The organism is Anaerolineales bacterium, from assembly GCA_015075725.1.
In the GTDB taxonomy this organism is placed as follows: Bacteria; Chloroflexota; Anaerolineae; order Anaerolineales; family Villigracilaceae; genus Villigracilis.
Genome location: JABTTV010000001.1, coordinates 2,004,089 through 2,023,495, shown reverse-complemented (window position 1 = coordinate 2,023,495; position 19,407 = coordinate 2,004,089). Strand labels below are relative to the sequence as shown.

Annotated in this window: 16 protein-coding genes and 1 tRNA gene; 3 read left to right on the top strand and 14 right to left on the bottom strand. The window is 54.8% G+C overall.

All coding sequences use genetic code 11. The annotated features are described in order from the left end of the window. Window positions 1–48 precede the first annotated feature (48 nt). Complete coding sequence (locus HS100_09755) at window positions 49–1,446, bottom strand: aminotransferase class V-fold PLP-dependent enzyme (GenBank protein MBE7434192.1); 1,398 nt, start codon at window positions 1,444–1,446, stop codon at window positions 49–51. Window positions 1,447–1,612: 166 nt separating this feature from the next. On the opposite strand from HS100_09755, the gene HS100_09750 reads away from it, so the two are divergent. The 3 genes from HS100_09750 to HS100_09740 are packed head-to-tail and all read left to right on the top strand — an operon-like array spanning window position 1,613 to window position 5,314. Beyond that, on the top strand, window positions 1,613–2,542 hold the full coding sequence (locus HS100_09750) for a hypothetical protein (GenBank protein MBE7434191.1): 930 nt from the start codon (window positions 1,613–1,615) through the stop codon (window positions 2,540–2,542). Next, window positions 2,535–4,454, top strand: a complete 1,920-nt coding sequence (locus tag HS100_09745) for an FHA domain-containing protein (protein MBE7434190.1) — start codon at window positions 2,535–2,537, stop codon at window positions 4,452–4,454. The genes HS100_09750 and HS100_09745 overlap by 8 nt, the downstream gene beginning before the upstream one ends. After that, the gene (locus HS100_09740; GenBank protein MBE7434189.1) at window positions 4,451–5,314 is read left to right on the top strand and encodes a serine/threonine-protein phosphatase; all 864 of its coding nucleotides are present in this window, start codon (window positions 4,451–4,453) and stop codon (window positions 5,312–5,314) included. Before HS100_09745 ends, HS100_09740 begins: the two co-directional genes overlap by 4 nt. 102 nt (window positions 5,315–5,416) lie before the next feature. Here HS100_09740 and HS100_09735 read toward each other — a convergent pair whose 3' ends face one another. The 13 genes from HS100_09735 to HS100_09675 all read right to left on the bottom strand — a co-directional run bounded on the left by HS100_09735 (window position 5,417) and on the right by HS100_09675 (window position 19,407). After that, window positions 5,417–5,851 carry a hypothetical protein gene (locus HS100_09735; GenBank protein MBE7434188.1) on the bottom strand — a complete coding sequence of 145 codons (435 nt, stop codon included), beginning with the start codon at window positions 5,849–5,851 and terminating at the stop codon, window positions 5,417–5,419. A gap of 84 nt (window positions 5,852–5,935) precedes the next feature. Next, window positions 5,936–6,008, bottom strand: a tRNA-Lys gene (locus HS100_09730). Between the two features lie 87 nt (window positions 6,009–6,095). Then, window positions 6,096–7,541, bottom strand: coding sequence for an NADH-quinone oxidoreductase subunit N (locus tag HS100_09725; GenBank protein ID MBE7434187.1), 1,446 nt, complete (start codon window positions 7,539–7,541; stop codon window positions 6,096–6,098). A 62-nt stretch (window positions 7,542–7,603) separates the two neighbouring features. After that, window positions 7,604–9,118, bottom strand: a complete 1,515-nt coding sequence (locus HS100_09720) for an NADH-quinone oxidoreductase subunit M (GenBank protein MBE7434186.1) — start codon at window positions 9,116–9,118, stop codon at window positions 7,604–7,606. Between the two features lie 23 nt (window positions 9,119–9,141). Next, window positions 9,142–11,274, bottom strand: coding sequence for an NADH-quinone oxidoreductase subunit L (locus tag HS100_09715; GenBank protein ID MBE7434185.1), 2,133 nt, complete (start codon window positions 11,272–11,274; stop codon window positions 9,142–9,144). 72 nt (window positions 11,275–11,346) lie between these two features. Further along, window positions 11,347–11,649: an NADH-quinone oxidoreductase subunit NuoK gene (gene nuoK / locus HS100_09710; GenBank protein MBE7434184.1), complete on the bottom strand. Its 303-nt coding sequence runs from the start codon at window positions 11,647–11,649 to the stop codon at window positions 11,347–11,349. Then, entirely contained in the window at window positions 11,649–12,173 is a 525-nt protein-coding gene (locus HS100_09705; GenBank protein ID MBE7434183.1) for an NADH-quinone oxidoreductase subunit J, read from the bottom strand. Before HS100_09705 ends, nuoK begins: the two co-directional genes overlap by 1 nt. Window positions 12,174–12,238: 65 nt before the next feature. Continuing rightward, window positions 12,239–12,760 carry an NADH-quinone oxidoreductase subunit NuoI gene (gene nuoI / locus HS100_09700; GenBank protein ID MBE7434182.1) on the bottom strand — a complete coding sequence of 174 codons (522 nt, stop codon included), beginning with the start codon at window positions 12,758–12,760 and terminating at the stop codon, window positions 12,239–12,241. After that, window positions 12,747–13,919: an NADH-quinone oxidoreductase subunit NuoH gene (nuoH, locus tag HS100_09695; GenBank protein MBE7434181.1), complete on the bottom strand. Its 1,173-nt coding sequence runs from the start codon at window positions 13,917–13,919 to the stop codon at window positions 12,747–12,749. Before nuoH ends, nuoI begins: the two co-directional genes overlap by 14 nt. Continuing rightward, entirely contained in the window at window positions 13,916–16,378 is a 2,463-nt protein-coding gene (gene nuoG, locus HS100_09690; GenBank protein ID MBE7434180.1) for an NADH-quinone oxidoreductase subunit NuoG, read from the bottom strand. The genes nuoH and nuoG overlap by 4 nt, the downstream gene beginning before the upstream one ends. 61 nt (window positions 16,379–16,439) lie before the next feature. Further along, complete coding sequence (gene nuoF / locus HS100_09685; protein MBE7434179.1) at window positions 16,440–17,687, bottom strand: NADH-quinone oxidoreductase subunit NuoF; 1,248 nt, start codon at window positions 17,685–17,687, stop codon at window positions 16,440–16,442. Next, a complete protein-coding gene (locus HS100_09680; GenBank protein MBE7434178.1) occupies window positions 17,684–18,181 on the bottom strand; it encodes an NAD(P)H-dependent oxidoreductase subunit E in 498 nt (165 codons plus the stop codon). Before HS100_09680 ends, nuoF begins: the two co-directional genes overlap by 4 nt. Beyond that, window positions 18,178–19,407 carry an NADH-quinone oxidoreductase subunit D gene (locus HS100_09675; protein ID MBE7434177.1) on the bottom strand — a complete coding sequence of 410 codons (1,230 nt, stop codon included), beginning with the start codon at window positions 19,405–19,407 and terminating at the stop codon, window positions 18,178–18,180. Before HS100_09675 ends, HS100_09680 begins: the two co-directional genes overlap by 4 nt.

Below are 19,407 nucleotides of genomic sequence, written 5' to 3'. Positions count from 1 at the left end.
TTTCAATCATAGAAGGCGCAAAGAACACGAGATCTTATACATTGCAATTTATGCCAGCAAACCCCTCGCAAACGCAAGGAACGCCTGCACATCGTTGAAGTTCGTGACCATACCCACCGAAATGCGCACCGCGCCGGACGACTTGCCATCGATGCACAAACGGAAATCATCGAGAGTCAAACGGTCTTCGTGACCGGGTGATGTGAAACAGACATCCAATTCCACACGGGAGATGCCGAGCGCCACTTCACCTGCTCCGGGATTGCAGAAACAACCCGTCCGCAAGGAAATATTCACTTTATTGGCTTCACTTTCGATGAAACGATGGTCGAAGGCTTGATCGTTCTTATCATAGAAATTGACCGTGACCGCCCCGCCTCTTCCCTCTGTTGATGTCGGTCCAAAGACCCGAACCAAGGGCACGCCGTTGCTGTGTTTCATGGCGGTGAGATTGTCCAACAGCCAACCGGTCAACGACTTGACGCGTTCACCGATGACATCATAGCCAATGGATTCGATGTGCTTCAAGCCGATTTCCAATGCGGGGATGTTCAAATAATCGAGCGTGCCGTCCTCGAAAGCAGGCGCCCCTTCAGCAAGATAGTATCTGTCGCCTTGCACAGATGCGACCGTGATCGTCCCGCCTGCAAACCAGGGACGATGAAGTTTTGCCAAGGCTTTTTTTCTGGCGATCAACGCGCCGAGCCCTGTGGGATAACCGAAGATCTTGTAGAAAGAAATGGGAACGAAATCCGGTTTGACCTTGCTCAGGTCAAGTTTGCTGGTTGGGACGAATGCAGCCGCATCGAGCAGTACGTCCCAGCCATGGGCTTGGGCTTTTTCGATCCACTCGAGCGGGTGCTTGACGGAGGAGAAGTTCGATTGAGCGGGAAAAGCAAACAGGTTATGACCCGCTTTGGAGGGGCGAGCCAACTCTGCTTCGAGTTGGGAGGCGTCGACTCGCATTTCAGGCAGCATGACCGGGATATAGGTCACTTCCGCCCCGCGCACGTGGGCGAATTCGCGAATCCCGTTCACGGAATTGTGGTTGTCGAACGTCAAAAGATAACGCCCGTTCGGGAAGGGATAACTCTCACCGACGAGTTTGAGCGCGCCGCTGGCATTGGACGCGAAGATGGCGAGATATTCACTGGGATCGGCGTTGAAGAATTCGAGGATGTAATCGCGCGCGCCCTCGACAAGGTGCGTGGCGGCAAGGGAGGTCGGGTTGGAAGAGTGCGGGTTACCGAAGACGTTTTCCTTGAGCAATTGGTGATGTTTTTGAACTTGCGACTCGGCATAAATTCCGCCGCCGGTGTAATCGAGATAGACGTGCTCGCCCGCATCGAGCCGGGCGTAATCGCTCTTTCGGAGATCGTCTATGAGTTTGGTGTCCTTGTAGGCGGGATATTTACGAAGGAATGTGTCGAATTCGGCTGCGGACATTCGTTTTCTCCTGGCGGGAATGTTGGGATGATACCAGAAAGGGGCGGAAAATAATTTAATTCCGCGCCCCGACGGCAAATACCCCACGTGGACGGAAACCTTTGAGTAGTGTATGATTTAAACGGTTTTGCGGTGGGAAAGCGCACGCCGCCCTCAGGAGATTGACATGAAAATCGACCTCGGAAAGATCCTCACCCGTTCCTGGCAGATCATCTGGAACCACAAGGTTCTATGGATCTTCGGGATTTTTGCGGGTTTTGCCAACAGCAACGGGGGTGGCAACAACGGAGGTTCGTCAGGCGGCGGCGATGCCCAGCCCTTCCAGGGCGATGTGGAGCGCTTTGGCGGGCAAGCCATTGAGTTCTTCCAGCAATACATGCTGATCATCATCCTGGTATGTGTTGCGATATTAATCATCTCCTTCGCCTTCTATGCATTGGGGATGATGGGGCGCATCGGCATCCTCAAGGGGGTCTACAAGGTGGAAGGCGGCGCGCCGTCGTTGATGTTTGCGGAACTTTGGTCCGAAAGTATGCCGTATTTCTGGCGCTTCTTCGGAATGAATCTCCTCGTGGGGCTTGCCTTCCTGGTCATCTTATTGCCGTTCTTTCTGTTGGGTGTTGCCACTGCAGGAATCGGCTTCGCCTGTTTGCTACCGCTCATCTGTCTCATCATCCCCGTGGCATGGGCGGTGGGCATCATCCTCGAACAGGGACAGGCGGCGATCGTGGCGGAAGATCTCACCCTGATGGACGGCTTCAAACGCGGATGGGAGATCGCAAAATCCGACATCGGCGGCATGATCGTGCTTTCGCTCGTGCTCGGCATCGGCGGAGCCATCATCGGCTTCATCTTTGCCCTGCCAATCGTCGTAGCGGTCATTCCCGGCGCGATTGGGATGATGGACTTCCGCCCAGGCGATGCCTTGCCGCCAACGGCGTGGTTCTCCGTCGCATGCTGCGGCTTGTATCTGCCTGTCTTCATTTTCTTGAACGGCGTCCTCACGGCGTACATGAAAACTTCGTGGGCGCTCTCCTACTTGCAACTTACAAGGCCAACGGAAAACATGCCCGTTCTCACGCAGGCTGATGCGTAGTTTTCTCCTCGCCTTTTTTGCGACAAGCCTGATCCTCGGCGTCACGATTCCCGCCCTCGCGCAGGACCAGTTCACTGCGTCTGCTACTTTATACAATGTGGACACATCGGCCTTCCCGGAAATTTCGGGATTTGTGGATGTGACCGACTCAAGCGGAATCTTCGCCTCGGGACTCAAACCCGAAGCGGTCACTGTTCTCGAAAACGGGCAATCCCTCCCGGCCGTGAGCTTCAACGAAATGGCGATTCCCCTGCAATTGGCGGTCGCCTTCAACCAGGGAGAGGCGCTGGATGCAAGGAATGCGAACGGAATCTCGCGATTCCAACGCGTATCGCAGGTCATCATCCAATGGGCGCAATCGCGTCCTCCCGACCTGCCCGATGATCTGAGTCTCGTCAGCCAGGCGGGACCTGTCATCAACCATGCTTCTCCAACAGATTTCATCGTCGGCTTGCAGGGATTCCAACCGGACCTGCGTGAAGCGAACCCCAACCTGCAATCGCTCGTTTCCGCGCTTGATGTGGTCAGCGCCCAGACCCCGCGCATCGGAGTGAAACGCGCCGTGCTCTTCATCACGCCGCAAATGGAAAACCCGAACCTCGCTGCAGACCTCGAACCCATCATCCAACGCGCGGTCGATAACAAGATCCGTGTCTATGTATGGTACGTGGATGCAAACACGACCTTCACCACCACAAGCGCGGCTGTCTTCAACAATCTAGCCATCCAGACAGGCGGGAGCATGTTCCAATTCTCGGGCGAGGAACGCTTCCCAGACCCCGAAGTTTATTTTGCGCCATTGCGCAGAATCTATCACCTCAAATATGACTCGCAGTTGAATTTTTCCGGCGAACACAACCTTGTCGTTCAGGTGACTCTGCCCTCTGCAGGAACGGTTACTTCGGATGCGCAAAAGTTCGATTTGAACATCCAGCCACCCAACCCGATTCCTGTTTCGCCAGCCATGCAGATTACACGGCAGGCTCCGCCCGACGACCCGTTCAATACGGAAGTTCTGCTGCCTGAATCTCAAAGAATCCAGATCATCGTCGAATTCCCCGACGGGTACAATCGCGCGCTCGCGCGCACAACCCTGTACGTGGACGGAACGGTCATGGATGAAAACACATCAGAGCCGTTCAATGAGTTCACATGGGACCTTACCGCCTATGCAATCAGCGGGGAACATCAGATCATGGTCGAGGCGGTGGATACGCTCGGCCTGAGCAAGACAAGCATGCCTCTGCCTGTGGTGGTCACGGTTATCAAACCGCCCAGCGGACCCGCCGCATTCCTTGCAAAATACCGGTCGCAGCTCACGTTCGGGGCGATCGTTTTTGCCGGGCTTGTGTTGTTCGCCATCCTGCTCGGCGGCAGATTTAGATTCCTCTCATTGCGCGCTGTTCAGGAGGAACGTCGTGCGCAAAACGACCCGCTTACCCAGTCGATTTCCATTATGACAGAATCGGCTCCGGCTGTGAAAGAGAAAAAGCCAAGGCGGCAATCCAGACCCAGAAAAAACAAAACAGATAAAACAGTGGAAGCCGAGGCGGCGGCTTCGCTCGTAAGACTCCAAAACGATGGTCAATATGCCGCCATCCCACCCATTCCTTTGAATGGGAAGGAAATCCTGATCGGCACTGATCCGGCACAATGCACACAAATTCTGGATGATCCTTCCATTTCGCCTGTGCATGCGCGCATCCGCGCCACCGATGACGGCGGTTACCTGCTTCAGGATGTCCAATCCATCGCGGGGACGTGGGTGAACTACGATCTTATCCCCCGAGAGGGCTACCGGTTGGAGCATGGGGATATGGTAAACTTTGGTCAATTAAAGTATCGATTCATGCTGAGGACTCCCCCGCCTCTGCGAACCCCCAAAATTATCCCTGTAAATCCCGAAGAATGATCCGTACCACGCTTGCCCACTTGCACATAGCTGCCCTCAGTCATGCGGGTCTCTCAGGCAAGAACAACGAGGACCGTTATGCTGTTTCATCCTTCCAATTGGGGAAGGACGACCCGCGTCCCTCGATCTTCGCCGTTGTCGCGGACGGAATTGGCGGCCACCGTGCCGGGGAAGTGGCGGCGGAATTGGCGGTCAACTACATCAGTATGCATGTGGCGGAAAGCAATGCGCGCAAACCGATCAAAATCATGGAGAATGCCATTCACGACGCCAGCCAGGCGATTGCATCACACTCCGCGGGCAAGGCTGAAGAACAGGGCATGGGAGCGACCTGCGCCTGTGTGTGGGTGATCGAGAACCGGCTTTACATCGGTTATGTGGGCGATTCGCGCGTATATCTCCTGCGCGGAAAGTTCATTCAGCAATTGACGATAGATCACACCTGGGTGCAGGAAGCGTTCGAAAAGGGCATCATCACCGCGGAACAAATGCGCGACCACCCAAACGTTCACGTCATCCGCCGCCACCTTGGGGGCCTGCGCCTGCCTGAAGTGGATTTTCGTCTGCGCATCGATAACAACGAAACCGATGAGGAATCGATCAATAATCAAGGTTTCCAACTCGAACCAGGCGATACAATCTTGATCTGCACCGATGGCTTAACCGACCTGGTATGGGACGATGAGATCCAGCAGGTCATCCGCGGGAAGCGCGATCTGAAATCCGCAGCCGAGGCATTGGTTGCCCTTGCCAATGAACGCGGCGGGCACGATAACATTTCGGTCGTTCTCCTGGCGATGCCGCGGGTGGAGGAAACTCTGCCAAAGAAGGGTTTGTTCGGCTGGCTGACCGGGGAATGACCTGTTTTGTAAATCTCTGAGTTGCATTTGTCGATAAAAAGTAAAAACATCCCAATCGAGGGATGTTTTTTTCTGTGACTCCGGAGCGGGTCGAACAATCTGCTACCTGGTTCCCCTATACCATTTTCGTTCTTTCATGGTCAACCTTCGGTGGCAGTTGGCGCATAAAACCGTGCATTTATCAATTTCTGCCTGAATTTTGGCAACTGGATATCCGCCTGCAGCCATCACCCCGACGGCTCTTTCCTTTCCACCATTATGATGGAACTCCAGGACAACCGGATCGGTCTCACCGCATTGTGAACAAGGGTGAGTGGAAAGATAATTCCATACATATTCCCGTGCCACCTTACGGGCAGCGTGCTTTCTTTCCTTGACATTTTTTAAATGTCTTTGTCTGGCATCCCCTTCATACCAATTTTTGTTAAAATATTTTCTGCAATCGCGGCAGGTCTTCTGTCTGATTCCGAGGGTTTTCCATCGCCAGGCAAAAGATTCATCCTCTTTATATTGTTTACAATGATCACACTTCTTCATCATTTTCTCCAATTGCGTACCAAAGTGATGATTCTGTGTTTTTAAAACCTAAACACCCAAGTTTTATCCCGGGTGTTTCCTAGGTGGATCTGGAGAGATTCGAACTCTCAACCAATGGTTTAAGAGACCACTGCTCTGGCCGTTGAGCTACAGATCCGAGAATAGCAACTGCTCTGCGATTGAACTATGGAGCCATTTCGTGCGGGCGGTATTATACCGCAAAGGATTACGCTGTCAACAAAATTTATCGCAAGACAGCTGTATAAGCCAGTAGGAAAAGGAATTGTGGGACAAAACTCACTACCACTGTGGCGATTGCGGTCACGGATGTTGTGAGTCCGAGCCAGGGTTCGCGTTCGACATCGGGATCGCCTTCTTTCATGTACATGTTGACCACGACCCGCAGGTAGTAGTATGCGGAGATAAGGGAAGTGATCACACCGATCAAGGCGAGACCGGTGAATCCGCCCGCGATGGCGGAACGGAAGAGATAGAACTTTCCCACCATGCCGAGGGTTGGCGGGAAGCCGATGAGGGAGAGCATGAAAACGGTCATACAAAGGGCGAGAGCGGGATATTTCTTTGCCAGGCCAGCATAGTCATCGATCCCAAGCCCGCGTCCCTCCGATTTTTCAAGGGCGATCACCACAGCCCAAGACCCGAAGTTACTGAGAGCGTACGCCGCAAGATAGAACAAACCTGCGGCAACAGCAGTCGCAGAAACTGTCTCATTCCCATATGGAACAAATGCCATGAGCACATAACCTGCATGCGCAATTGCCGAATATGCCAGCATGCGCTTGATGTTGGTCTGCGAGATGGCGATGAGATTACCGACGATCATCGTCAACGCGGAGAGCGCCCAGAGGATATCGGTCAGGTTGGAAGCAACACTTGGGAAGGCGGTGGCAAATACGCGGAATAACGCCACGAAACCTGCGATCTTCGCGCCGGCTGCCATAAAGGCGGTGACGGAAGTCGGCGCGCCCTGATAGACATCCGGAGTCCACATGTGGAAGGGAACTGCGGCGACCTTGAAGCCGAATCCAACCAGGAGAAGCGCCGCTCCAATGGTCAGGAGCAGGTTCGAGGTCCCGACTGATGCGGCTTGGGAGAAAATCACGGAGAGGTTGGTAGATCCTGTCGCGCCGAAGATCAGAGCCGTTCCATAGACTACAAATCCGCTGGCGAACGCTCCAAGCAGGAAGTATTTCAAGCCGGATTCTTCCGATTGCAGTTTTCGCGAAATGGCGGAGAGGACGTAAAGCGGGATGGAGAGCAATTCGAGGGCGAGGAAGACAATGATGAGGTCGGAGGCCTGCGCCATGAGCATCATGCCGGTAAGGCTGAACAGCAAGAGCGTGTAATACTCACCGCGTTCGATCCCCATGCGTTTGGTGTATCCATAAGAAAGGGCGATGGAGAATAGCCCGCTGGCAAGGAGAAGAACATTGGCAAAGGTCGAGAAGCCATCGAGCGAGATCATATCGGTAAAGCCACTGGCTTCGATGCCGGTTTGTGTGATCGAATATCCAAGCGAGACGGCGATCCCGATCGCTGCAAGAACTGCCGTGATGCCTTTGCGCCCTTTCGGGATGAAGAGGTCAACAAGCAGGATAATGCACGCCCATACCGTGAGGATTATGTAGGGAAGAAGCGAGTAAAAGTCAATGAATGTAGGCGGCGTCATGAACGCTCCATTCCCTCACCCCCGCCTCTCCCTTGGGGAGAGAGGCGGGGGTGAGGGTAAGATTACAAAGGCAAAGCGGATAACAACTTCTCGACCGCGGGGGCGAGGATATCGAAGAAGGGTTTCGGATACAGGCCGATCCAGAACATGAAGACGACCAGTGGAATCGCTGTAATGATCTCGCGCCAGTTGAGGTCTTTGAGTTCGTGGTGATGCGTGATTTCACCCGCAGGACCGAGGAAGACCTTCTGGAACATGTAGAGGATATAAACCGCCGCCATAATGACACCCAGCGCGGAAATGCCCGCATACCAGGGATTGCCGATGGCTTCGGAGCCGAATGCGCCAAGCAAAATGGTGAACTCGCCCACGAAGCCGTTGAGACCGGGCAAGCCCATCGAAGAAAGCGAAGCGATGAGCATGATGGTACCGAAAATCGGGGTGATCTTCCACAAGCCGCCGTATACCTTGATCTCGCGGGTATGAGTCTGTTCGTAGATCATGCCGACGAGAAGGAACAACGCTCCCGTGCTCAGGCCGTGATTGACCATTTGCAAAATCGCGCCAGCGACACCTTCAGGATTGAGCGCGAACAAACCGAGCATGACGAAACCGAGGTGGCTAACCGAGGAATAAGCGACCAGTTTTTTCACGTCTGATTGGGCGTATGAGACCGCCGCGCCGTAAATGATGCCAATGGTCGCGAGAAGCGCGATCCACGGGGCGGCCTGGACGGAGGCATCGGGAAAGAGCGGAAGGTTGAAGCGCAGGAAACCGTATGTTCCCATTTTCAACAAAACACCGGCAAGAATGACGGAACCTGCAGTCGGCGCTTCCACATGCGCATCGGGCAGCCAGGAATGGAGGGGCCACATCGGAACTTTGATGGCGAAAGCGGCGGCAAAAGCGATGAAGAGCAACATCTGTACCGAGGCGGGAATCGTGCCGGTGGCATACAAGTCGGGTAGGCGCACGAGCATCGTCGGCACATTGAAGGTATCCGCCTTGATGCCGAGGAAAATAATCGCAACCAGCATCAGGATGGAACCCGCCATGGTGTAAAGGAAGAACTTGATGGCGGCATAGACGCGGCGCGGTCCGCCCCAAATGCCGATGAGGAAATACATCGGCACGAGGGTGAATTCCCAAAAGATATAGAAGAGGAACAAATCCTGTGCGAGGAAGACGCCGGTCATGCCCACTTCGAGGAGGAGGAAGAAGATCATGAAATCCTTCACGCGGTCTTCGACGGCGGACCATGTGGAGAGAATGGAAATGGGCGTGAGGAAGGCAGTAAGCATCACAAGCAGGATGCTCAAACCATCCACGGCGAGGTAGTAATAGACGTTCCATCCCGCCACCTGGATCCACGGGTATTTGGCTTCCAGTTGCAGGTCGGGATTCGACGAATCGAACATCGAAAAGACCCACAACGAAACAAGGAATGTGACCAGCGATGTAACCAGGGCGATCCAGCGGATGACATTCTTCCGCCCGGGGTCGATGAAAGCAAGGACGAGCACGCCCGCCAGCGGAAGGAAGGTCAGGATCGTAAGAGGTTGCAAAAGAAATTTCATATTCTATCCTCGGTTTCTACGAGTTATTTCAAAATCAGGTAACCCAAAATCAATACAACGCCCAACAGCACCGAAAGCGCATACGAGCGGACGAAGCCATTTTGGATTTTACGAACATTGCCGGAGAGCCATTGCGTAAACGAGCCCCAGCTATTGAAGAAGGTATCGATGCCCTTCTGGTCGGCGTAACGGTTGAGGACGATTTCGCTCAGCCAGTTGTACGTCCCGGCAATCATAGTGTCATGCACAAAGTCGTGCCAGAAACGCCAATCGATCACCTCGGCGAGGAACTGCGAAAGTTTTTTGAAGGGCGTGATGATCAACACGCCATAGCCTTCGTCCACGAACCATTTATTTTCCATGCCGGTGAAGACAAAGCCTAGCGGGCGTTTGAGCGGATCGGATTGGTGATCCTTCAACGGATTGCGGCCGTAGATCAGCCATGAGATAAAAATGGCAAGCAACGCCAGAACCGTGGAAATACCGGCAACTTGTAAATTGAGAGGAAGACCTTCGACTTCGCCCAGCGTATATCCCAGCCAGTGACCTAGGTGATGGAACCCTTCGAATGGAAGATTTAACGCGCCTCCAACTACGCTGAGACCTGCCAGCACCATGAGAGGCACGGTCATTACCTTCGGGCTTTCCTGCGCAGACTTGGCGGCGTCGCTGCGCGCCTCGCCGAAGAAGACCATCCAAATCTGCCTGCCCATGTAGAATGCTGTAAAGAAAGCGGCGATCGTTAATTGCCAATAGACGCTGGTGTAATGCAGGTTCGCATCGAGCAGGATTTCATCCTTCGACCAGAAGCCCGCGAAGGGGAAGATTCCCGCCAACGCAAGTGTGCCGATCATATAAAGCCAGAATGTGACCGGCATGGTCTTGCGGAGTCCGCCCATGTTGCGCATATCGCCGGGATCGAAGACTTCTTTATGTTCCTCATGCTCTCTTTCCTCTTTCCTCTTTCCTCTTACCTTATGTCTCTCCTCATGATGAGCATGATGGGCATGAGCGTGATGCCCGCGTTCCAAGCCGAGGATGACCGAACCCGCAGAAAGGAAGAGCAGAGCCTTGAAGAAAGCGTGGGTAACGAGGTGGAACATTCCCGCCACGAATGCGCCCATCCCCACCGCGGCGACCATGAAACCAAGCTGTGAAATGGTGGAATACGCCAGCACTTTCTTGATATCGTACTGACCGACCGCAATCGTCGCGGCAAAGAGCGCGGTCATCGCACCGACCATCGCCACGATATATTGCGCTTCAGGGACAAGCGTATAAATCGGAGCCGAGCGCGCCACAAGATAAACGCCCGCGGTCACCATCGTCGCGGCATGGATGAGAGCCGAGACAGGAGTTGGACCCGCCATCGCATCTGGCAGCCAGACATAGAGCGGGATCTGAGCCGATTTCCCCGCCACGCCAAGAAGCATGAAGAGTGTTATTGCGATGATCACCCATCGTTGAGTTTCTGCAATCGCGGGCGCGGCGGCGAAGACATCGTCGAACTGGAAACTTCTTCCGAGATACCAAAACATCAAAAAACCGGCGATGAGGAAACCGAAGTCACCCACGCGGTTGGTGATGAAGGCTTTTTTCGCGGCGTCCGAATTCGCCCAGGAGGGACGGGCAAGGGTGTCCATTTCGAACCAGAAACCGATCAGCAGAAAAGAACAGAGACCCACGCCCTCCCAGCCAACGAAGAGCATTAAATAGGAATCGCCCGAGACGAGGATCATCATCGCAGCGATGAACAGGTTCAAGAAAATAAAGAAGCGGGCGAAGCGTCCCTCCTGATGCTTGAAGCGCACATCCTCGTGCATGTATCCGATGGCGTAGATGTGAATGAGAGTCCCGACACCCGAAACAACCAGCATCATCGTCGTCGAAAGCGAGTCGACGCGGAAGTTCCAATCGAGTTTGAGGTCGCCGATGTGAATCCACTCCGCAAAGGGCACACTGACGGCATGACCGTGATTGACCGCCACCGAATATGCCAGCAAGACCGAGACGATGAATGCCGTCCCGGATGCAAGGCTTGCAATTGCGCCGATCCATTTTTCGGATAATTGCCTCCCAAAAACGGCATTGACGAGCAGACCGATCACTGGTGCAAGCACCAGCCATGGGGCAAGGAAGAAAAATCCTGTGTTCATCGTTTCAATTAAGTGCATGACATTCTCCGTAATCCGTGATGCGCGATCTACGAATTACGCATCACGTTTTACTTATTCCTTCATACTGTTCAGCTGATCAATGTCGATCGTGCGCTTGGACTTGAAGATCTCCACGATCAGCGCCAGTCCAACTGCCACCTCCGCCGCGGCAACCGCAATGACGAAGAACACAAAGATCTGTCCCTCAAAGGATTTGAGGACGCTGCTGAAAGCGACGAAGGCAAGGTTCGCCGCATTGAGCATCAACTCGATGGACATGAAGATGACGAGCGGGTTGCGGCGGAAAACCACGCCTGCCACGCCGATGGAGAACAGGATCACAGAAAGGATGATGTAATATTCGATTGGGACCATTATTTCGGCTCCCCTTTCTCTCTCTTTGACAGCACGATGGCGCCGATCATAGCCACCAGCAGGAGGATGGAAGTCACCTCGAACGGGAGGAGGAACCGATTGAACAATTCCATTGCGATTTCGCGCAGGCTTTCCATCGTGTTGAGAGATGCATCCGGGGTAGTGACAACCAAATCCGAACCGGCTTGTGTTAAGAGGAGATAGATCGTCTCCGCTGCGAGGACGGCTGCCAGCCCGTACGCCAGCGGTCTCTGCAAGCGCAGGACCTTTGCGTCGGGAAGCCGTTCCGCGCCCAACAGCATGATCACGAACAGGAACAGCACCATGATGGCACCCGCATAGACCGTGATCTGCGCCATCGCGATGAACGGAGCGCCCAGCAGCAGGTAGAACACAGCCACCGCGATGAAGTTTAGCACGAGGAATAACGCTGAGTAGACTGGGTTGCGGTGCAACAGCATGACTATCGCGGTCACGATGGCGACGAGGGAAAGGACGAGGAAAACGATTAGGTCAGATGACATAGATCTCCATTTGCGATTTGCGATCGACGATTACCTTCCAATCGAAAATCGTAAATCTGAAATCATCAATTGGCAGGGTCTTTCATCTCCGGCACCGAGCGGGTGAACACACCCGCATCCACCTTGCGCGGCGTGAGCATATTCTCCGAAGGGACAGGTTCCAGCAGCATATCCTTGCCATAGATCGCCTGCTCACGGCTGGTGAACGAAAGCTCGTAGTTATCGCCCAGCACAATCGCCTCGGTGGGACAGGCATCTTCGCAGAAACCGCAGTAGATGCACCTCAGCATGTTGATCTCATAGGTCGAGGCGTAGCGTTCGCCGGGCGAGAAGCGTTTTTCGTCGGTGTTCTCGGAGGCTTCCACGAAGATCGCATCCGCGGGGCAGGCGGCGGCGCACAGCGAACAACCGATGCATTTCTCAAGTCCATTGTCGTAACGCTTCAACACGTGGCGACCACGGAAGCGCGGGCGGACGGGTCGTTTCTCTTCAGGGTACTGGTAGGTTACCGTCTTCTCCGTCAGGAAGGAGCGCAGGGTCTCGCCCAAGCCCTTCGACAGTTCGATAATGGGATCAAACACGCCCATGGGATTTTCTCCTCAGATCGCGATAAATGAATGCGACCACCACTAAAATACAAAGAATCGAAAGAACAGGCACTCCCCAGATAAGCATCGGGTTGCCCAACAGATCGACAAGCAGAATCCCAACCGCGGTGATGAACGCCAGCGCAAGGCACAACGGCAAAAGCACCTTCCAGCCGAACGCCATCAACCGGTCGTAGCGGATGCGGGGCCAGGTGGCGCGAATCCATATCATAAAGAAGAGAAGAACGATAACTTTCAACAACATATAGATCGGTCCGAGGAACCAGGCTTTGAACTGCCATGATCCGATAGTCCAGACGGAGTCGACGCTGAAGAAGGTATCCTTCAGGAACCAGAACTCGCGATACCCGCCGAAGAACAGGGTCGCCGCGATCATGCAGATGACGATCATCTTCTGGTATTCCGCCATGAAGAACAGGGCGAACTTCATGCCCGAATATTCCGCGTGATAACCGGCGGTCAATTCCTGCTCGGCTTCCGGCATGTCGAACGGGGCGCGGTTCACCTCGGCGAGAGTCACGACCATGAAGACCAGCGCGCCCGCAGGCTGGATCAATGCGAACCACATTTCCTTTTGGGCGTTCACGATCTCGTTCAGGTTCATCGAATTCCCCAGAATGATGGCGATAACAAAGCACAAACCTAAGGAAAGTTCATACGAGATCATCTGCGCCGAAGAACGGATGCCGCCCAGCATCGCATACTTGTTATTGCTCGACCATCCGGCAAGAACGATGCCGTAGACGGCGATGGAAGCGATGGACATCAAATACAGAACACCCACGTTCAAGTCCGCAACATAGAGCGTGATCTCACGCCCGAACAGCGTAAATTTATCGCCCAACGGAATGACCGCAGCGAGGACCAATGAAGGCACCACCGTCAATACGGGCGCAAGCAAAAACACAACTTTATAGACCTTGCCCGGAGTCAACTCTTCCTTGAAGATCAACTTCACCGCATCCGCAATCGGCTGCAACAATCCCTGCGGTCCCGCGCGGTTCGGTCCCACGCGCACCTGGATGCGCGCAAGCGCGCGGCGTTCGTACAAGGTCAAATAGGCAAATCCAGTCAACAGGATCATGCACAGGATAAAACCCTTCACCACCCATTCAACCCAGATCGTCCAATCTGTCATGATTTCACCCTCCCGCCGATCTTCGCGATCACCGGTTCATGGATCGCAATCCCCATCCCGCGCCGGATCAAAGCCACACCCGATGCAACCGTTTCATCCAGCCGGACGGGCGCCTCAGCGTTCACGCCGTCGAAACTTATTTTCACTTTTCGGCCGTCTTCCACGCCGAATTTTTTCGCCGTTGAAGGATGCATCGAAATCATCATTTCGCCAATGCGCCCGTCGAGGAAGCCCGCAGTCCGGACCGTCACACCGAGATCATATAACTTATTCGCCGGGACAGCCAATAACTCTTTCTCCTTTGGACGAAGAGCCGCCTCTTTACGGACCTTGGGGATGCGCACCGTCCCCCCAGCCTGAGCCATCGGGAGGAGCTGTACGCCCATCCCTTTCGTATTTTCATACGTCGTGCCGCCGTAATACATGTCGCTGCGACCGACGATGGGCCACTGCTCGCGGACCTGCGCCAGCGCATCGTAACTCAATTCATTGAACGCTTCCACCGAATTGGAAAGAATATCGAACACCACCGTCGCGGACGTTCCCTGAAGGATGACGCCCATCTGCTTTGCAAGCATGGCGGTGATCGCATAATCCGGTTTGCTGTCCCCTTTCGGCGCGACCGCCGCATAATAACGTTGGACTCGTCGCTCGCCGGAGACAAACGTCCCTTCGCGTTCGGTAAACGCCTGCGCAGGCAGGACGACATCCGCAATTTCTGTCGTGGCGGTCTCACGCAATTCCTGCACAGCCACGAACTTCGCAGATTCCAAGGCTTTGGCAAGGTTGGGGTCGTCGCCGACGGGATCCGCGCCTGCAATGTAAACGGCTTTTCCCTTCAACGCTTTCTCAAGGTTTGGCACTGGGCGGAAACCGATCTCGAATGCGCCCTGGTCGTTGGCTCTCTGCCACACACCGATCAAACCGTTGTTCGCATTGCCCGCGTGCCCGCTTTCCTTCAACAGCACTGCGCACGCCGAAGCCAGCGCGGATGTCCCATTCACGCCGAGACCTTCGCTTCCATAGAAGATCACCGCGTTCTTCGCTTTGGCAAATTCATCCGAGATCCTGCTTTTCTTTCCAAAATCGTGGATGGTCTTGATCTCATCGCCATAGGCGTAATGGATGCGGTACTTGGCAAAACGGTCGAGTTTCGTCGTGCGCGGGTTGGCCACGATCAATGTCGCGCCGCGATCCGCCGCCTGCTTGACCCGCAGCCACCAGATCGGCGCCTCTTCATATAGATCCGAAGCGATGACCAGAATCGCATCGCCTTTGCCCATCCTGCCGAGGTTCGTTCCCGCGCCGACGCCCACCAACTGGGTCAACTCGCCGCCGCCCATATCGGAATACAGAATTGCTTCGCCGCCCGCCGTATCCGCCAGCGACTTTAAGTTGAAAAGGTCTTCATTGGAAAGCCTGCCCGAAGCGAGCACCACGAAATCCTTTTTGTGCGCGTTGAATTTCTCCGCCGCAAATTTGGTGGCCGCATCCCATGAGGCGCGGGCAAGTTTTCCATCGCGTCGCACCATCGGCTTGGTAAGCCGTTCTTTTCCCTCCGTGTAATGATAGGTGAAGCGTCCCTTGTCGCACAGCCAGATCTCGTTCACTTCTTCGTTCTGGCGCGGCATGACCCGTTTGACGACCACTTCGCCGCCAGCCTTCGCTTCGCGCCGGATGTTGAGCGTGGTATTGCATCCCACCGGGCATTGAGTGCAGATCGAAGCCTGGGCATCCAACTCCCAGGGCCGCGCCCCGAAGCGGAAATCCGTGGTGGTCAATGCGCCGACCGGGCAGATATCCGTTGTATTGCCTGAAAAAACCGAATCGAATCCCGGGTCGGAAACAGAAATGATCTGCGTATATCGCCCGCGGTCGTCGAACCCGAGCACCGCCTCCCCCGCCACTTCATCTTGAAAGCGGATACAGCGCGCGCACTGGATGCAGCGTTCGCGGTCGAGGTAGATCAACTCTCCGAGCGGGATCATCTTATCGAGATGCTGTTTCTCGTTGTAATTGAAACGGCTCTTTCCAGGACCGTGAGCCATCGTCAGGTTCTGAAGCGGACACTCCCCGCCCTTGTCGCAGATCGGGCAGTCGAGCGGATGCGATGTCAGTAAAAATTCCACCGTCCCGCGCTGCCCATCAACTGCCTTTTCGGTCGTTGTTAAGACCACCAGACCCTCTTCAACCCGGTTGGTACATGCGGTTTCCAATTTGGGCATGAATTGTATTTTCGGCTGCCCATTCTCCATGACGAACTGCCCTGTGTTGCGGTCGCGCATCGGACGGCCGATCTCCACGAGGCACATCCGGCACATGCCCACCGGTTCGAGTTTTGGATGGTGGCAAAAGACGGGGATATCGATGCCCGCCAGCTTCGCGGCATCTGCCACAGTCATGCCCTCCGGCGCAGTGACTTGTTTTCCATTGATCGTGAGATTGACTTGTTTACTCATTAAGTCTCCGGGAAACGATATTCATCATTCGAACTTTGAATACCGATTATCGAATATCGTTTTACGCCTTTACCGTTTTCTTGAAATCCTCCGGGAACCTTTCGATGCCCGTCACCACCGCCATGGTGGCGAATTCGCCCAATGCGCACAGGCATTTCCCCTGCATTTGTTTTGCAACATTCAACAGCAGGGATACATCTTCGCCGGAACCTGTTCCCTGATGAATGCGTTCCGTCAGGTTGCGCATCCAGTGATTGCCCTCGCGGCAGGGAGTGCACTTCCCGCAGGATTCGTGCTTGAAGAAGTGGATCGTCTTATTGATGACCCAGTCGATGTCCACGGTGTCGTCCAGCACGATCACCGAGGCGGAGCCGAGATCGGCGCCCAACGTGCGCACGGTGGCGTAATCCATCGGCGTATCCAATACTTTTTCATCCACCACGATCAAAGAAGACGAAGCGCCGGCGGGCATGATGGCTTTGATGGGTCGTCCTTCCTGGATTCCCATGCCGTGTTCGTAGATCAAGTTACGAAAGGTCGATCCGAAGGGAAGTTCGTAATTCCCGGGTTTGCGCACCCGCCCTGAAAGCGAAAAAACTTTTACGCCCGCGCTGTCGGCGGTGCCGATGTTCTTGTACCAGTCCGCGCCGTTGGCGATAATGGGCGGCACGTTTGTAAACGTTTCCACATTATTGATGATCGTCGGCTTGCCGTACAGACCGAACGAAGGCGGGAACGGGGGGCGGACTCGCGGTTGACCGCGTTTGCCCTCGAGCGATTCGAGCAATGCCGTTTCTTCACCGCAAATGTACGCGCCCGCGCCGAGGTGCGTGAAAATCCTCAACGAATAATCTTTCCCGAACAGGTTGTCGCCGAGATAACCCGCCTCTTCCATCTCGGCGATCTTCTGGTCGAGGAAGGCAGCCAGTTCCCAGAACTCGCCGCGTAAATATACGTACGCCACAGTTGCGCCAACGGCATAACAGGCAATTGCCAGACCCTCCAAAAATTGGAAGGGATTGCTTTCCATGATCTCGCGGTCTTTGAATGTGCCCGGCTCGGACTCATCCGCATTTGCCACTACATAGTGAGGCCAGTTATTTTTGTCGATGAACGCCCACTTCATGCCGGTCGGGAAGCCCGCGCCGCCTCTTCCCTTCAAGCCAGAGGCTTTGACCACATCGGTCACTTCGTTCGGCTTCATCCTGGTGACCGCTTTTTTAAACGCGTCGAAACCGCCGTTCTTTTTATAAACGCTGAGCTTGTTGATATCCGGGACGTCGCGGTGGCGCAAAAGGATGTGGGTCATTCCTTCACCCCTTTCAACGCCTCGATCAATTCCATCGTCCTGTCCACGGTCATATACTCGTGATATTTGATGCCGTCCGGTCCCTGGGTCTGGAACATGGGAGCGCGGTCGCAGGCGGCAAGGCACATCACAGATTCGACCGTGACCAATCCATCTTCCGTCGTCTCGCCCACTTTGATTCCAAGGTTCCCGCATAATTTATCGAGGAATTCGTCCGCGCCCCGGAGCGCGCAGGGCAGGTCGGTACAGACCTGCATGCGATACTTCCCGGCTTTCCTATCGTGATACAGCGTGTAGAACCCGACAATGGAAGCGACATCCGTCTCGGTGATGTCGAGCAGATGGGCGATTTCCTTCATCGCTTCCTTGTTGATGTACCCCGCCTCGCGTTGGGCAAGGTAGAGCAAGGGCATGACCGCCGAGCGCTTATGCTCCGGCGGGTATTTGGCAAGGATTTGTTTGATTTCCTTCGCGTATTTTTTTTCAAGGCTCATCGGTCAATATCTCCGAGGACGATATCGATGGAGGCGAGGATGGCGACCAGGTCGGCAACCAGGTGTCCCTTGACAAGTTCCGGGAGGACGGCAAGGTTGTCGAACGATGGCGTGCGCATGTGGATCCGCCGCGGCTTGGGTCCGCCGTCCCCTTCGAGCAGGACCCCCAATTCACCGCGCGGTGATTCCACTGCGCTGTAAACGGATGCATTCGGGGCAAGGAAACCCTCCGTCCATAACTTGAAGTGATGGATGAGAGCTTCCATGCTCAAGCCGATCTCCGAGCGCGGCGGCGGGACGTATTTGCGGTTGTCCGAGCGAACCGGTCCCATTGGCAGTTTATTCAACGCCTGCTCGACGATCCGCAAGGACTGGCGCAATTCCTCGATGCGCACAAGGTAACGCGCGTAGGTATCGCCCTCGGTCAGCACCGGCACATCGAAATCGTACTGCTCATATCCCATGTATGGACGGGTCTTGCGAAGGTCCCAATCGACGCCCGAGGCTCGCAGGGTGGGACCCGTCACCCCGTAGGAAAGAGCCGTCTCTTTGCTCAGGTAGCCGATATCCACCATACGGTCGATGAAAAGCGGATTCTTCGTCAATAATCTTTCGTATTCGTCGATCCGCTTGGGGAAGATCTTGATGAAATCGCGCACGGCCTTTTCGAACTCGACCGGCACATCCCGCCACACGCCGCCGGGGCGGATATAGGTCGTCATCATCCGTTGACCGGAGACAAGTTCGAAGATATCGAGAATTTGTTCGCGCTCGCGGAAGCAATAAAGGAACATGGACATCGCAGCGAGATCGAGGCCCGAAGTGCCGAGCCAGACCAAATGCGAAGCGATGCGCTGAAGTTCCACCAGGATGACGCGCAGGGCTTGGGCGCGCGGCGGCACATCGAGGTCGACCAGTTTTTCCACCGCCATCACGTAAGCGAGGTTGTTGCCCATTGTGTTCATGTAATCGAGGCGGTCGGTCATCACCTCCGCCTTTTGGTAGGTCTTGGCTTCCATGTTCTTCTCGACGCCGGTATGCAAAAAGCCGACATCGGGGATGCAGTTGACGACGACCTCGCCATCCAGTTCCAGCAACAGCCGCAACACGCCGTGCGTGGACGGATGTTGGGGACCCATGTTCAACAACATGGTCTCACCGGTAATGGCGCGTTCTGAAACAAGATGTTTATATAAGTCTACGGTGACTTCTTCGAGCTGTGCCAT